General features: G+C 47.9%; 11 protein-coding genes. All 11 read right to left on the reverse strand.

Annotated elements, in window-relative coordinates:
* Positions 1 to 128 precede the first annotated feature (128 nt).
* The 11 genes from fusA to secE all read right to left on the reverse strand — a co-directional run bounded on the left by fusA (position 129) and on the right by secE (position 15,539).
* Positions 129 to 2,222, reverse strand: a complete 2,094-nt coding sequence (gene fusA, locus H8D24_00300) for an elongation factor G (GenBank protein ID MBC8518832.1) — start codon at positions 2,220 to 2,222, stop codon at positions 129 to 131.
* A gap of 63 nt (positions 2,223 to 2,285) precedes the next feature.
* Positions 2,286 to 2,756: a 30S ribosomal protein S7 gene (gene rpsG, locus H8D24_00305; GenBank protein ID MBC8518833.1), complete on the reverse strand. Its 471-nt coding sequence runs from the start codon at positions 2,754 to 2,756 to the stop codon at positions 2,286 to 2,288.
* 50 nt (positions 2,757 to 2,806) lie between these two features.
* Entirely contained in the window at positions 2,807 to 3,181 is a 375-nt protein-coding gene (gene rpsL / locus H8D24_00310) for a 30S ribosomal protein S12 (protein MBC8518834.1), read from the reverse strand.
* A gap of 376 nt (positions 3,182 to 3,557) precedes the next feature.
* A complete protein-coding gene (gene rpoC / locus H8D24_00315; protein ID MBC8518835.1) occupies positions 3,558 to 7,832 on the reverse strand; it encodes a DNA-directed RNA polymerase subunit beta' in 4,275 nt (1,424 codons plus the stop codon).
* Positions 7,833 to 7,893: 61 nt separating this feature from the next.
* Entirely contained in the window at positions 7,894 to 11,967 is a 4,074-nt protein-coding gene (gene rpoB, locus H8D24_00320) for a DNA-directed RNA polymerase subunit beta (GenBank protein ID MBC8518836.1), read from the reverse strand.
* A gap of 169 nt (positions 11,968 to 12,136) precedes the next feature.
* Positions 12,137 to 12,517 carry a 50S ribosomal protein L7/L12 gene (gene rplL / locus H8D24_00325; protein ID MBC8518837.1) on the reverse strand — a complete coding sequence of 127 codons (381 nt, stop codon included), beginning with the start codon at positions 12,515 to 12,517 and terminating at the stop codon, positions 12,137 to 12,139.
* A gap of 72 nt (positions 12,518 to 12,589) precedes the next feature.
* The gene (gene rplJ / locus H8D24_00330) at positions 12,590 to 13,117 is read right to left on the reverse strand and encodes a 50S ribosomal protein L10 (protein MBC8518838.1); all 528 of its coding nucleotides are present in this window, start codon (positions 13,115 to 13,117) and stop codon (positions 12,590 to 12,592) included.
* A 279-nt stretch (positions 13,118 to 13,396) separates the two neighbouring features.
* Complete coding sequence (rplA, locus tag H8D24_00335; GenBank protein MBC8518839.1) at positions 13,397 to 14,092, reverse strand: 50S ribosomal protein L1; 696 nt, start codon at positions 14,090 to 14,092, stop codon at positions 13,397 to 13,399.
* Entirely contained in the window at positions 14,092 to 14,535 is a 444-nt protein-coding gene (gene rplK / locus H8D24_00340; GenBank protein MBC8518840.1) for a 50S ribosomal protein L11, read from the reverse strand. Before rplK ends, rplA begins: the two co-directional genes overlap by 1 nt.
* Positions 14,536 to 14,654: 119 nt before the next feature.
* The gene (gene nusG / locus H8D24_00345) at positions 14,655 to 15,191 is read right to left on the reverse strand and encodes a transcription termination/antitermination protein NusG (GenBank protein MBC8518841.1); all 537 of its coding nucleotides are present in this window, start codon (positions 15,189 to 15,191) and stop codon (positions 14,655 to 14,657) included.
* Between the two features lie 6 nt (positions 15,192 to 15,197).
* Positions 15,198 to 15,539: a preprotein translocase subunit SecE gene (gene secE / locus H8D24_00350; protein ID MBC8518842.1), complete on the reverse strand. Its 342-nt coding sequence runs from the start codon at positions 15,537 to 15,539 to the stop codon at positions 15,198 to 15,200.
* Positions 15,540 to 15,656: the final 117 nt, after the last annotated feature.

The raw sequence follows: 15,656 nt of genomic DNA on the forward strand, positions 1-15,656 counted from the left end.
AATCGTGCCTACGTTTACGTGCGGTTTGGTTCTTTCAAACTTTTCCTTGGACATCGCTATTTCCTCTTGCTCTTATCTATTCACTTACTTAAATATTTTCAACTAACTATCTTGGTTAACCCTGCTGGTTAGCTATTTTTCTTAATAATTGCATCTGCAATATTTCCCGGTGCCTCAGCATACTTCTCAAACTCCATTGAGTATGTTGCACGACCCTGGGTTGCTGAACGCAGATCAGTTGCATAACCAAACATCTCGGAGAGTGGCACACTTGCAGCAATCATCTTGCCTGCAGGGGAGTCACCCATACCGGCAACCATTCCGCGACGACGGTTAAGATCACCCATCACATCACCCATGTACTCTTCAGGCGTCACCACATCAACTTTCATCATAGGCTCAAGCAGTACGGGATCAGCATTCAGAGCTCCCTGCTTAAAGGCCATGGAACCTGCCACCTTGAACGCCAACTCATTGGAGTCAACATCATGGTATGAACCATCATAAAGTGTAACTTTACAATCTTCGATTGGGTAACCAGCGATGACACCATTTTTCATCTGCTCCTGAATACCCTTGTCAACTGCGGGGATGTATTCCTTCGGAACTGCACCACCCACAATCTCATTAATAAATTCGTAACCAGCACCGGCTTCCTGTGGCTCGATTCTGATCCAGACATGACCGAACTGACCGCGACCACCTGACTGCCGTACAAATTTTCCTTCCTGCTCAACTGGTTTGCGGAGAGTCTCACGGTAGGCAACCTGTGGGGCACCAACTGATGCCTCTACACTAAACTCGCGCATCATACGGTCAACAATAATCTCCAGGTGGAGCTCACCCATACCGGAGATAATGGTCTGGCCAGACTCCTCATCAGTATGGACACGGAAGGATGGATCCTCCTGCGCCAGCTTGGAGAGGGCGATACCCATCTTCTCCTGGTCAGCCTTCGACTTTGGTTCAACCGCAACCGAGATTACCGGCTCTGGGAACTCCATACGCTCCAGAACAATTTTGTTATCAATTGCAGAGAGGGTGTCACCTGTAGTCACATCCTTGAGTCCGATGGCAGCGGCAATATCCCCAGCCCGAACCTCTTTGATCTCTTCACGATCATTGGAGTGCATCTGTACAATACGTCCAATTCTCTCTTTCTTGCCCTTTACTGTGTTGTAGCAGAAGTCACCAGAGTTAATCACCCCTGAATAGACACGGAAAAATGTCAGGGTGCCCACAAATGGGTCTGTTGCTATCTTGAAGGCCAAGGCAGCGAATGGCTCATCATCTGATGCAATACGCTCTTCCTCGGCTCCATCCTCAAGCTCACCGGTGATTGCATCAACATCCAGCGGAGAAGGCATGAAATGGATAACAGCATCCAACATTGCCTGTACGCCCTTGTTCTTGAATGCAGAGCCACACATCATCAGGACAACTTCATTTTTCAGTGTTCTGGTGCGGAGTCCTTCACGAATCTCATCTTCGCTTAACTCTCCCTCTTCCAGGTACTTCTCCATGAGGTCATCATTGGCCTCGGCTGCCGCCTCAACCATCTCCTCACGAAGCTCATCACACTGAGCCTGCAGCTCTGCAGGAATATCAACGGCCTCATAGGTCATACCCATGTCGTCTTCATTCCAGTAGATCGCCTTCATGCGAATAAGATCCACAATACCCTTGAAATCTTCCTCAGCACCGATATTCATCTGAATAGGAACTGCATTTGCTCCTAGACGCTCTTTGATCTGCTCAACAACACGAAGGAAGTCGGCACCTGCACGATCCATCTTGTTGACGAAACCGATACGCGGAACACCATACTTGTTAGCCTGACGCCAAACTGTCTCAGATTGCGGCTCTACCCCGCCAACCGCACAGAATACTGCACATGCACCATCCAACACACGCAATGAACGCTCCACCTCAATAGTGAAATCAACGTGTCCCGGGGTGTCAATAATGTTGATACGGTGCTGATCAAACTGCTGATCCATACCCTGCCAAAAACAGGTGGTAGCTGCAGAGGTAATGGTAATACCACGCTCCTGCTCCTGCTCCATCCAGTCCATGGTTGCTGCACCATCATGCACCTCTCCAATCTTGTGAGAGAGACCTGTATAGAAAAGTACCCTTTCAGTCGTAGTTGTCTTACCTGCATCAATGTGTGCCATGATGCCGAGGTTACGATAACGATCTAGTGGAGTTTGACGTGCCATGATAATTCTGCTGTATGCTTTCTGTTAACTGTTTATTAAAGAGTTGTTAGGTTCTACCAAAAACTACCATCTGAAGTGAGAGAATGCCTTATTGGCATCTGCCATACGATGAGTATCTTCTCTCTTCTTTACTGCCGAGCCACGGCTCTCAACCGCATCCAGAATTTCTCCTGCCAGACGCAGACCCATGGTCTTCTCACCACGCTTGCGTGCAGATTCAACCAACCAACGCATGCCGAGAGCAATACGACGATCAGGGCGCACCTCGATAGGTACCTGATAGGTAGATCCACCAACTCGGCGAGATTTTACCTCCACCTTTGGACCAACATTTTCCAGAGCGGCAAATAGTGTCTCAACAGGCTCACTATTTCCTCTCTCCTCAACGACATCAAGCGCTCCATATACGATCTTCTCGGCAACCGACTTCTTGCCATCCTTCATGATCACATTAATGAACTTGGTCAACTGCTCATTTCCATATTTTGGATCTGGCAATACAGTACGTTTTGGTGCTCTATTTCTTCTTGACATCTGCTTTCTCGAATTCTTGTCTAAATCTGCTTATTGATAACCGACAGCAATCAGCTCTTCGGCTTTTTAGCTCCATACTTGGAACGACCCTGGCGACGTGACTCAACACCTGTTGTATCCAGACTGCCGCGAACTACGTGGTAACGCACACCAGGAAGATCCTTCACACGACCGCCTCGAATAAGAACAACCGAGTGCTCCTGAAGATTGTGTCCCTCACCACCAATATATGAAGAGACCTCCATGCTATTGGTCAAGCGGACACGAGCCACCTTACGCATTGCTGAGTTTGGCTTTTTAGGTGTAGTTGTGTAGACACGAGTACATACGCCTCGCCTCTGTGGACATGCATCCAACGCGGGGACCTTGCTCTTCTCTTTCTGTACCTTGCGTGGTTTTCTAACCAGCTGATTAATCGTTGCCATTTTATCTCTATTCTTTAGCTTATCATTGCGTAACTTACTGTTACTTAACCCATAAACGATCCGCTAGCAGGCACCAAAACCAGTGTTTAAAGAGCATGTTATAGCAGATCAAAACGCATACTTAATGCGACAAAAAAGACCGGCCCTTGTGGAACCGATCTTGGTTGATCTATTTTCGGCGAACCCGACACATTCACCTTCTCATTTCTTAAGTCATGTCGGTTTACGATCTAACCATAATGTTATGGTCTCCCTCGTAATCAGGAACGCGAATTCTAGAGGGCACACCAATTGGTGTCAAGCGCTTTTCGCCATCTTTTCCAAAAAGTTGCCTCTATAAACGGATAGCCCGGCCAAAAGGCCGGGCCTGACAAGATCACTCCTCTGTAGCCACCTCATCCACAGCATTAACTGCATCTTCGCTTTCTATAACAGCCTCATCTGTTACCGCCAGAATATCTGTATCAGAGAAGAGTTTTCTGCGCTGACGACGTCTGATGTGGTGGGAAAGTCCAGTTCCTGCAGGAATAAGTCGGCCTACAATAACATTCTCCTTAAGACCACGCAGGCCGTCACTCTTGCCTGTAACCGAGGCCTCGGTCAGAACCCTTGTAGTCTCCTGGAAGGATGCTGCAGAGACAAATGAGTCTGTTGCCAAAGATGCCTTGGTGATTCCAAGAAGAATATCCTCGTATGAGGCCGGCATTTTACCAAGCCCAACCACCCGTTCATTCTCATCCAGCATTCTTGCGCGCTCTACCTGTTCCCCCTGGAGGAATTTTGTATCTCCAGGATTGACAATCACAACCCGGCGCAGCATCTGGCGGACAATACATTCAATATGTTTGTCATTAATACCTACACCCTGCAGACGATACACATCCTGAACCTCGTTGGTGATATATTTTGCCAATTCAGGAATCCCCTTCAGGCGCAAAATATCATGTGGGTCAGGTGCACCATCAACAATGGTTTCACCCTTCTCAACATGCTCACCCTCGAAAACTATGACGTGACGGAACTTTGGAATCAGCGTCTCTGTCTGCTCACCATCCTCACCAACAATCACAACCCTCTGCTTGCCCTTGGTCTCCTTGCCAAAGGTGATGGTTCCTGTCTGTTCTGCCATAACTGAAGGCTCTTTTGGCTTGCGCGCCTCGAAGAGATCAGCAACTCGAGGCAGACCACCCGTAATATCACGGGTTTTACCAGCTTCCTGAGGGATTCTTGCAAGAACATCACCGACACCAATAGTTGTGCCATCCTCTACAGTCACAATCGCACCAGCTGGCAGGAAGTATTGAGCAGGCACTGTGGTTCCGGGAATCATAATCTCTTGCCCCTTCTCATCAACCAGCATGATCATGGGACGAAGATCACGATTTCCGACAACCTCTTCGCTTGTTTTACCCTTACCATCAATTACAGTTACGGTCTGGTCACCAACAATTCTCTGTTTTGAATCTGTTACCACCACACTGGTCAGACCTGTAACCTCATCAGTCTCTTTTCGGAAAGAGACTCCATCGACAAAGTAGTTAAAACGAACTGTTCCAGCCACCTCGGTAACAACTGAATGGGTATGCGGATCCCAGGTTACAACCTTCTGTCCAGGCTCTACACTGTCACTATCAGAGACTGTGATCTCTGCACCATATGGAATCTTGTAGCGCTCACGCTCCAATCCATTCTCATCAACCACAGCAATTTCACCGGAACGGGAAACCGCGACATGGTGTCCATCAGCATGTCGCACTGAACGAACATTATGAAGGTGCACCTGCCCCCTGTTATTAACATCAACACTATTATCAGCAGCAGCTCTAGATGCCGCACCACCGATATGGAAGGTACGCATTGTCAACTGGGTTCCAGGCTCACCAATAGACTGAGCCGCAATTACGCCCACAGCTTCACCCTGACTAATCAGATCACCACGAGCAAGATCTCGTCCATAACATTTGGCACAGACACCATCTCTGGTTTCACAGGTAATGATCGAACGTACACGCATCTGGTCAACACTATTCTCTTCAAGAAGATCAGCAATCTTCTCGTCAATCAGTGTCCCCACCTTAATCAACAGCTCGTCTGTACCCGGCTTGACTACATTTTCAGAGGTTACACGACCAAGAACACGCTCACGTAGTGTCTCGATAACATCACCACCCTCTACAATTGTCTGCATCAGTACGCCATTGGTTGTTCTACAATCATCTTCTGTTGTTACCAGATCTTGTGAAACATCCACTAACCTGCGAGTCAGGTATCCTGAGTTTGCAGTTTTCAGTGCAGTATCTGCCAGGCCCTTTCGAGCACCGTGGGTAGAGATAAAGTACTGTAGTACATTTAGACCTTCACGGAAGTTTGCCGTAATAGGGGTCTCAATAATTGAGCCATCCGGCTTGGCCATCAGGCCACGCATACCGGCCAGCTGTCGGATCTGGGCTGCAGAACCACGAGCTCCCGAGTCTGCCATCATAAAGATGGAGTTGAATGAATCCTGCTGGACCTTTTTGCCTTCACTGTCAACTACATCCTCGATACCAATCTTGTCCATCATTGCCTTGGCAACCTGATCATTGGCATGCGTCCAGATATCAACCACCTTGTTATAACGCTCACCGTTAGTAACCAGTCCAGTCGAATACTGATCCTGAATATCCTTCACCTCGCGCTCAGCAGCAGAGAGAATGGAGAACTTGTCCTCGGGGATAATCATGTCATCCGCACCAAACGAGACCCCTGCACGAGTTGAGTTCTCAAAACCTGTATACATCAATTTATCTGCAAAGATAACTGTAGTCTTGAGACCCAGAGTTCGATAACAGATATCAACCAGTCCTGTTACCACCCGCTTGGTAAGCGTCTTGTTAATCTCTGCAAACGGCAGCCCATCAGGGAGAATCTCTGATAACAGCGCTCTACCAGCTGTAGTCTTTATACGGCTTACGGTTGTGCTCTTGTTGCCGTTCTCATCAATTGTGGTCTCAGGTATTCTGACCTCAATTTTTGCATGAATATCAATAAGTTTGCTGTCGTAGGCACGGCGTAATTCGTTTACATCTGCATATATGGCACCTTCACCCTTGGCATTTATACGCTCACGGGTCATATAGTAGAGACCGAGCACCACATCCTGGGTTGGCACGATAATTGGTTCACCATTTGCAGGGTGAAGAACATTATTGCTTGCCAACATCAGGGTACGCGCCTCAAGCTGCGCCTCAATAGAGAGAGGCACATGTACAGCCATCTGGTCACCATCAAAGTCTGCATTAAATGCAGTACAAACCAGTGGATGCAGCTGAATTGCCTTACCTTCAATCAGAACCGGCTCAAAAGCCTGGATACCGAGACGGTGCAGTGTTGGTGCACGGTTAAGCATGACCGGGTGCTCACGAATAACCTCATCGAGAATATCCCACACTACAGGCTCCTCACGCTCAACCATCTTCTTGGCAGCCTTGATAGTGGTTGCCAGTCCACGCAGTTGCAACTTACCAAAAATAAATGGCTTGAATAGCTCAAGTGCCATTGCCTTGGGAAGACCACACTGATGCAGCTTAAGAGTTGGGCCAACCACAATCACTGAACGACCAGAGTAGTCAACACGCTTACCGAGCAGGTTTTGACGGAAACGCCCCTGCTTGCCCTTGATCATCTCAGCCAGAGATTTCAGTGGGCGCTTGTTGGTTCCAGTTACTGCACGACCACGACGACCATTGTCCAATAGTGCATCTACAGACTCCTGTAGCATGCGTTTCTCGTTACGGACAATAATGTCAGGTGCAGAGAGATCCAACAGTCTCTTGAGCCGGTTATTACGGTTGATGACTCGACGATATAGATCATTCAGGTCAGAGGTTGCAAAACGTCCTCCCTCAAGAGGAACCAGTGGTCTCAGCTCTGGCGGCAATACTGGCAATACACGCAACAGCATCCACTCCGGCTTGTTGCCGGACTCCAGGAAACCCTCAACCAGCTTCAGACGCTTGGATAGTTTCTTGGTCTTGGCCTCTGATTTGGTTGCGGCGAGATCCTCGCGCAACTGGGCAGAAATAACCTGCAGATCCATCCCGCGAATTAGCTGATCAATTGCCTCTGCACCCATACGGGCATCAAACTCATCTCCCCACTCCTCAATCGCATCCAGATACTGATCATCAGTCAACAACTGGCCACGCTCCAGATCTGTCATTCCTGGCTCGATGACGATAAATGATTCAAAGTAGAGAACACGCTCAATATTCTTCAGGGTGATATCCAGCAACATACCAAGGCGTGACGGTAAGGAGCGCAGATACCAGATATGGGCAACAGGGCTGGCCAGATCGATATGTCCCATACGCTCACGGCGGACCTTGGATAGCGTTACCTCAACCCCGCACTTCTCGCACACCACGCCACGATGCTTCAGTCTCTTGTATTTTCCACAGAGACACTCATAGTCCTTGGTTGGACCAAAGATCTTGGCACAAAAAAGACCGTCACGCTCCGGCTTGAAGGTGCGATAGTTGATAGTTTCTGGCTTCTTGACCTCTCCAAATGACCAGGAACGAATCTTCTCCGGTGATGCCAATCCAATACGGATTGCATCAAAATCCTTGGTCTCTTGTTGAGCTTTCAAAAAATTGAGTAGGTCTTTCATTCTCTTCTCCTAATGGAACACGTTGTGGTCAGGGTAAATAATCAGCAATCTTTAGCTGTATCTAATCCACCTGTTCCAAATCAATATCAATTGCCAACGAACGAATCTCTTTCAACAGTACGTTGAATGATTCAGGCAGGTCTGCCTCAATTCGATAATCACCATCCACGATATTCTTGTACATCCTGGTACGTCCTGAAACGTCATCCGATTTAACAGTCAACATCTCCTGGAGGACATGAGAGGCACCATAGGCCTCAAGTGCCCAGACCTCCATCTCACCAAAGCGCTGACCACCAAACTGAGCCTTACCACCAAGAGGTTGCTGAGTAACCAGGCTGTATGGTCCTGTTGAACGGGCATGCATCTTGTCTGCAACCAGATGATTAAGTTTAATGATATGCATGACACCAACGGTCACCTGACGCTCGAAGGCCTCACCAGTGCGTCCATCGAAAAGTGTGGTCTGGCCACTTTCAGGGAGATCAGCCAACTTCAGCATACGCTTGATCTCTTTCTCATTGGCACCATCAAATGCCGGTGTAGCCATTGGCACACCACCTCTCAGGTTATTTGCCATCTCCATCACTTCATCATCATTCAGTGACTCCAGATCCTCATTCTGGCCGCTTACATTGTATACCTTATCCAGGAATTTTCTAACGTCCTTCACGCCAGAATCACTATCGAGCATGCCGGCAATCTTAATGCCTAGCCCCTTGGCTGCCCATCCAAGATGAACCTCAAGCACCTGACCGATATTCATACGAGAAGGTACACCCAATGGGTTCAGAACAATATCAACAGGAGTTCCATCCTCTCTATGTGGCATATCTTCAACCGGAACAATCCTGGAGATAACACCCTTGTTACCATGGCGTCCTGCCATCTTGTCGCCAGGTTGAATGCGGCGTTTCACTGCAACATAGACCTTCACCATTTTCTGTACACCAGGTGCCAGATCATCTCCGCCGGTGATCTTTCCCTTTTTCTCTTCAAAGATGGTCTCAATCTCTTCGCGCTGCTGCTTGAGCTGCTCTCGAACCAGTTCAACCTTTTGATTCACATCCTCGTTGCGCATGCGAATTTCAAACCACTTCTCACGACCAAGATCCTTAAGATAGGTCTTCGTTACCTTATCTCCAGACTTGATTGATCCAGGGCCGCCATCAGCCATCTTGCCAGTCAACAACTTCTCAAGACGCTGGAAAAGATCCTCTTCGATAATATCCTGACGAGACTTCAGATCCTTGCGGACATCATCAAGCTCCATCTCTTCAATATCGAGAGATCTCTTATCTTTCTGGATGCCGTCACGGGTAAAGACACGAACATCTACCACTGTTCCAGCCATTGAGGATTTGGCACGCAACGAGGTATCTTTCACGTCTGATGCCTTCTCACCAAAGATGGCGCGCAACAGCTTCTCCTCTGGAGTCAGCTGCGTCTCACCCTTAGGTGTCACCTTACCTACCAGAATATCACCAGGATTTACCTCTGCACCAATATATACAATACCGGACTCATCAAGGCGACCAAGAGCATGCTCTCCCACATTTGGGATATCTGCAGTGATCTCCTCAGAACCAAGTTTTGTATCTCGTGCCATACAGGTAAGTTCTTCGATATGAATCGTGGTGTAACGATCCTCTTCAACTACTCGTTCAGAGATGAGTATAGAATCCTCAAAGTTATAACCATTCCATGGCATAAATGCGACTGTCAGATTCTGTCCCAGTGCCAACTCACCCATATCGGTGGATGGGCCATCTGCAAGAACATCACCACGTGTTATCTGATTGCCAGGTTTCACTAATGGACGCTGATTTATGCAGGTATTCTGGTTTGATCTTGTGTACTTGGTAAGGTTGTAGATATCTACACCAGACTCACCAGCGATAGCTTCATCATCATTCGCACGAACAACTATTCGTCCACCGTCAACAAAATCAACCATGCCACCACGTTTGGCAACTACTGTAACACCAGAATCCACAGCAACATCACGCTCAATCCCTGTCCCTACCAGCGGCTTCTCTGCACGCATGGTTGGAACTGCCTGACGCTGCATATTTGCTCCCATCAATGCACGGTTTGCATCATCGTGCTCAAGAAATGGAATCAACGAGGCTGCAACGGAGACAATCTGTCGAGGAGAGACATCCATATACTCAATGACATCTGGCGAGGCCATGGTGAACTCATTCTGGTAACGACAGGAGAGGAGCTCATCCTGCAACTTGCCAGACGCGCTCATATTTACACTTGCCTGCGCAATATGGAAATTAACCTCATCGTAAGCAGAGAGATACTCAATCTCATCTGTTACCTGTCCATCAACAACCTTACGATAAGGGGTTTCAAGGAAACCATACTCATTGGTACGAGCATAAACCGCCAAAGTGTTGATCAATCCAATATTCGGCCCCTCAGGGGTCTCAATTGGACAGACACGTCCATAATGAGTTGGGTGCACATCACGCACCTCAAACCCGGCACGCTCACGAGTCAGGCCGCCCGGGCCCAATGCAGAGATACGGCGTTTATGGGTAACCTCAGAGAGAGGGTTAACCTGATCCATAAACTGAGATAGCTGACTGGAACCGAAGAACTCCTTGATTGCTGCAGAGATTGGCTTTGCATTAATCAGCTCCTGAGGCATCAACCCCTCGGATTCTGCAATATTCAGACGCTCCTTGACTGCGCGCTCAACTCGAACCAGACCGATGCGGAATTGATTCTCCGCCATCTCGCCAACACTTCTAATACGACGATTTCCAAGGTTATCAATATCATCAACAACACCACGACCATCCTTGATGTTAATCAACTCCTTAATCACATCAACAATATCATCATTCAACAGTACGCCTTCGCCAGTCAACTCCTCACGTGAGAGACGACGATTGAACTTCATGCGCCCTACAGCAGAGAGGTCATAACGATCCAGAGTAAAGAAGAGACTGTGGAACAGGTTTTCTGCTGATTCCCGTGTAGGCGGCTCACCAGGACGCATCATCCTGTAGATCTCAACCTGCGCCTCAAGCTGACTGGCAGCAGAATCATTTCTCAATGTCTCAGAAAGGTATGCTCCTCGGTCCAGCTCATTGATAAAGAGTGTCTGGAACTCAGAGATTCCTGCTTCAACAATCTGCTCCAATAATTCTTCTGTAATCTCATCATTTGCAGAGGCAATCAATTCACCAGTCTCGGTATCTACCAGATCATGGCCCAGTGCTCTACCGATAACAAACTCTTGTGGAGCCTCCAGTGAGCTAACGCCTGCCTTTTCTATCTCACGGATATGACGTGCAGTAATCCTGCGCCCCGTCTCCACCAGTACTTTTTTACCGGCCTTGATATCAAATGCTGCGATCTCACCACGCAGACGCTCTGGAATCACCTCGAAACTTATACCATCATTGCCGCAGAAAAAACGGTCCATTTCAAAGAATCTGTCCAGCATCTCTTGTGTAGAGAGGCCTAGTGCACGCAATAGAATTGTTGCAGGCATCTTCCTGCGACGGTCAATTCGCACATAGAGAAGATCCTTGTGATCAAACTCAAAATCAAGCCATGAACCACGGTAGGGAATCACTCTTGCAGAGAAAAGTAACTTGCCAGAAGAGTGTGTCTTACCCTTGTCGTGCTCAAAAAAGACACCAGGAGAACGGTGTAGTTGCGAAACGATAACACGCTCGGTACCGTTCACTACAAAAGTTCCATTGTCTGTCATCAGAGGGATATCCCCCATATAGACTTCCTGCTCCTTAATATCTTTTACAACCTTGTTCTTGGAGGTCTTGTCATAAATGATCAGACGCACCTTGACACGAAGTGGGGCCGCAAATGTCATGCCACGCTGCTGACACTCCTTTACATCAAATGCAGGAGTTCCCAGTCTATAACTGACATATTCCAATGCCGCATTTCCAGAGTAGGCCTCAATGGGGAAAATCGAGTTGAATGCTGCCTGTAGCCCGCTACTCTTGCGGTCTTCTACGGCAACTCCCATCTGCAGGAAATCCCTGAATGAATCCAGCTGAATTGCCAACAGGTAAGGAACATCCATAACGTTTGGACGTTTACCAAAACTCTTGCGAATTCTTTTCTTCTCAGTGAAAGCGTATGCCATTGGAACCCTCTATCTATCTTGTGTCACTAACATGTACGGCCGAAAACTAATAGCCGCACGAATCGCTGTTATTGCAGAAACAAACACTGCTCTAACAGCGCAAAAAGGCCGGCGGCAAAATGCCGCCAGCCAAATCGCATCAGTCTGCGATTGGTCAATCAAGACTTGCTTACTTGATCTCGACGGTTGCGCCCGCCTCTTCCAGAGTCTTCTTGAGCTCTTCTGCTTCATCCTTGGAAACAGCTTCCTTGACAGGAGCAGGTGCAGATTCAACCAGACCCTTAGCCTCTTTCAGACCCAGACCTGTTGCTGCACGTACAGCCTTAATAACTGCAACTTTTGCTTCACCAAAGCTAGCAAGAACCACGTCAAACTCAGTCTGCTCTTCAGCGGCACCACCGGCATCACCAGCAGCTGGGCCTGCTGCAACTGCTACAGCTGCTGCTGCAGATACGCCAAACTTCTCTTCCATATCAGAGATCAGTTCTACGACCTCCATTACACTCATGTTGGAAATGGCTTCCAGGATATCGTCTTTACTTACTGCCATTTTATTTCTCCTAAATACTTAAAAAATTACTGTTATGTCATCATTTACTACAAACGTTGTTACGCAAACTGATTACGCCGCCTCTTTTACATCACGTACAGCTGCAATGGTACGAACCATCTTGCTGTGTGGCTCAGCCAAAGTACGAACAAACTTCTCAACTGGTGCTTTCATAACACTCATCAACATAGAGATCGCCTGATCATAAGTAGGCAGACTAGCAACCGCGTTCAACTGGGAAGCATCCATCAAGGAGTCTCCCAGGGAGAGTGCTCTGACAACTAGCTTGTCATGCTCCTTGGAAAAGTCCTTCATTACCCGAGCCGCACCACCTGGATCCTCCTGAGAGAAACCAAGAATCAGAGGCCCAACCAGCGCCTCATTCATGCATGCGTAGCCTGTATCTTCAAATGCTCGACGTGCCAGAGAGTTTTTAACAACCCTGATCCGCACACCAGCATCACGAGATTTGACTCGCAACTCGGTCAGTTCTTCCCCGGTGAGTCCACGATACTCAGCCGCAACAACGGAGAGTGCGGAGGCAGCTACTTCACTGACCTCTGCGACGACGGCTTTCTTCTGTTCAAGATTCAATGCCACGTACATTTCTCCTTACTAACAAAGAGCAGTTGGATCAATTGATCCATCCACCTTCTCGCGCACAATGCGCACTAAAGAATGATTTTTGCTATTAAAAGCTAAATCATCCGCCTAACGGCACAACAGCAACATCAATAATGTCTGCGTACCGTCTGCGTGGGCGTTCACCATTTGGCAAACATTAAACCAGAGGAACCCACGGTCTTTGACGACTATTGAATTCTCGTACTACGAGCAGTCAACAGTGCAAAGTTTCTTCCCAACGTTATCTAACGTCAGTTACGCCTCCAGAGAGGTATGATCCAAAGCAAGTCCTGGTCCCATGGTTGTGGAAACAGTCACTTTCTTCAGAAAAACACCTTTTGCAGCGCTTGGTTTTTTCTTGTTCAGGTCTACCAGCAATGCCTGCAGATTTCCTATCAATTGATCAGCAGAAAAATCTACCTTGCCAATTGAGCAGTGGATAATACCTGCCTTATCTGTACGGTAACGAACCTGTCCTGACTTGGCATTATTAACCGCACCAGCAACATCAGGGCTTACAGTTCCAACCTTGGGGTTTGGCATAAGACCACGAGGACCCAAAATTTGTCCCAGCTGACCAACAACACCCATCGCATCAGGTGATGCAATCACAACATCAAAGTTCAGATCGCCTCCCTTGATTGTCGCCGCAAGATCATCCATTCCAACTATATCGGCACCAGCCTCTTTTGCCGCATCCGCATTGGCACCCTGGGCAAATACTGCTACACGAACAGTTTTGCCAGTACCATTTGGCAGCACAGTCGAGCCACGAACAACCTGATCTGATTTTCTAGGGTCAACACCGAGGTTGATGCTTACATCAACAGCCTCGGAGAACTTTACTGAAGAGATATCCTTCAACAGATCAAATGCCTCAGTAGCATCGTACTGTTTTCCAGTCTCTACCTTTTCAGCAATTGCCTTTGCTCTTTTAGTCATCTTGGCCATCAGGACATTCCCTCCACGCCTTCTACGTTCAGACCCATGCTACGCGCACTACCTGCAATAATACGTACTGCTGCATCCATGTCGTTTGCGTTCAAATCAGCCATCTTGGTAGTTGCAATCTCCTCAAGTTGAGCACGATTTACCGTACCCACTTTATTAATATGAGGCTCGCCACTACCAGATTTGATACCAGCAGCCTTCTTCAGCAGAATTGATGCTGGAGGTGTCTTGGTAATATAGGTAAAACTACGATCGTTATAGACCGTAATAACCACAGGGACAGGCATCCCCTTCTCAAGGCTCTGTGTTGCCGCATTAAAAGCCTTACAGAACTCCATAATATTTACACCGTGCTGACCCAGCGCAGGGCCAACGGGCGGACTTGGATTTGCCTCACCTGCAGGAACCTGCAGCTTAATGTAGGCCTCAATCTTCTTTGCCATTGTACTCTCCTAGTATGGGTTCAAACGTTGGTGGCCACTCGCTAAAACAGGCCCCAGCCAACTCCCCGTTACACAACACTCAAAACAGTCTGACAGAACCATTCTGAGCTATAAAATTATTACCCCTTTGACACCTGACCAAAATTAAGTTCAACTGGAGTAGAGCGTCCAAATACCTGAACCGATACGGTCAGCTTGCTCTTTTCGTAATTCACCTCTTCCACCACACCATTGAAGTCAGCAAATGGTCCGTCAGTAACACGCACCATCTCACCAGCCTCATATAGTACCTTGGGACGTGGCTTCTCAATTCCATCCTGGATACGTTGCAGAATATTTTCTGCCTCCTTGTCCGTAATTGGTGCAGGACGATCCACTGTGCCACCAATAAAGCCCATCACTTTCGGCACATCCTTCACCAGATGCCATGCACTATCATTCATATCCATCTGAACCAGCACATAACCAGGAAAGAATTTGCGCTCACTTTTACGCTTTTTCCCATCCGGACGCATCTCAACAACCTCTTCACAAGGTACAAGGATTTCACCAAATGACTCTTCCATTCCTTCAAGAGTAATGCGCTCCTTCAGAGAACGTGCTGCCTGATGCTCAAAGCCTGAATAGGCATGGACCACATACCATCTCTTTGTCATGATCAATTAGTTCCCTGTAAATACCTTAACTGCCCAGACTAATCCCATGTCCAGTAGCCACAGCAAAATTCCGACAATAATAACCATCACCACAACCATCATGGTGGTCTGTGTAGTCTCTTTTCGTGTTGGCCAGACCACCTTGCGCGCCTCTGTCCTTGCCCCAGAGACGAAACTCCAGCCAGAACGTCCTGCTTCTGTCTGCAGTGCAATTGCCGCACTGACACCAACCAGCACCAACAGCCCAAGCGTACGCAGTAGCGCCGACTGCTCTGACAACACATAAAATGCCACCATGCCTGCTGCCAATATCAACACTGCAACCGCTAATTTAATCTTGTCTGCCATCCAACTATTCGCTTTACCGTTATTCTAAAAAAAACCACTCACACCAAACCAACAAAAATAAATGGCAGGCCAGGAGGGAATCGAACCCCCAACCTGCGGTTTTGGAGACCGCTGCTC

Source organism: Candidatus Thiopontia autotrophica (assembly GCA_014384675.1).
Taxonomy (GTDB): domain Bacteria; phylum Pseudomonadota; class Gammaproteobacteria.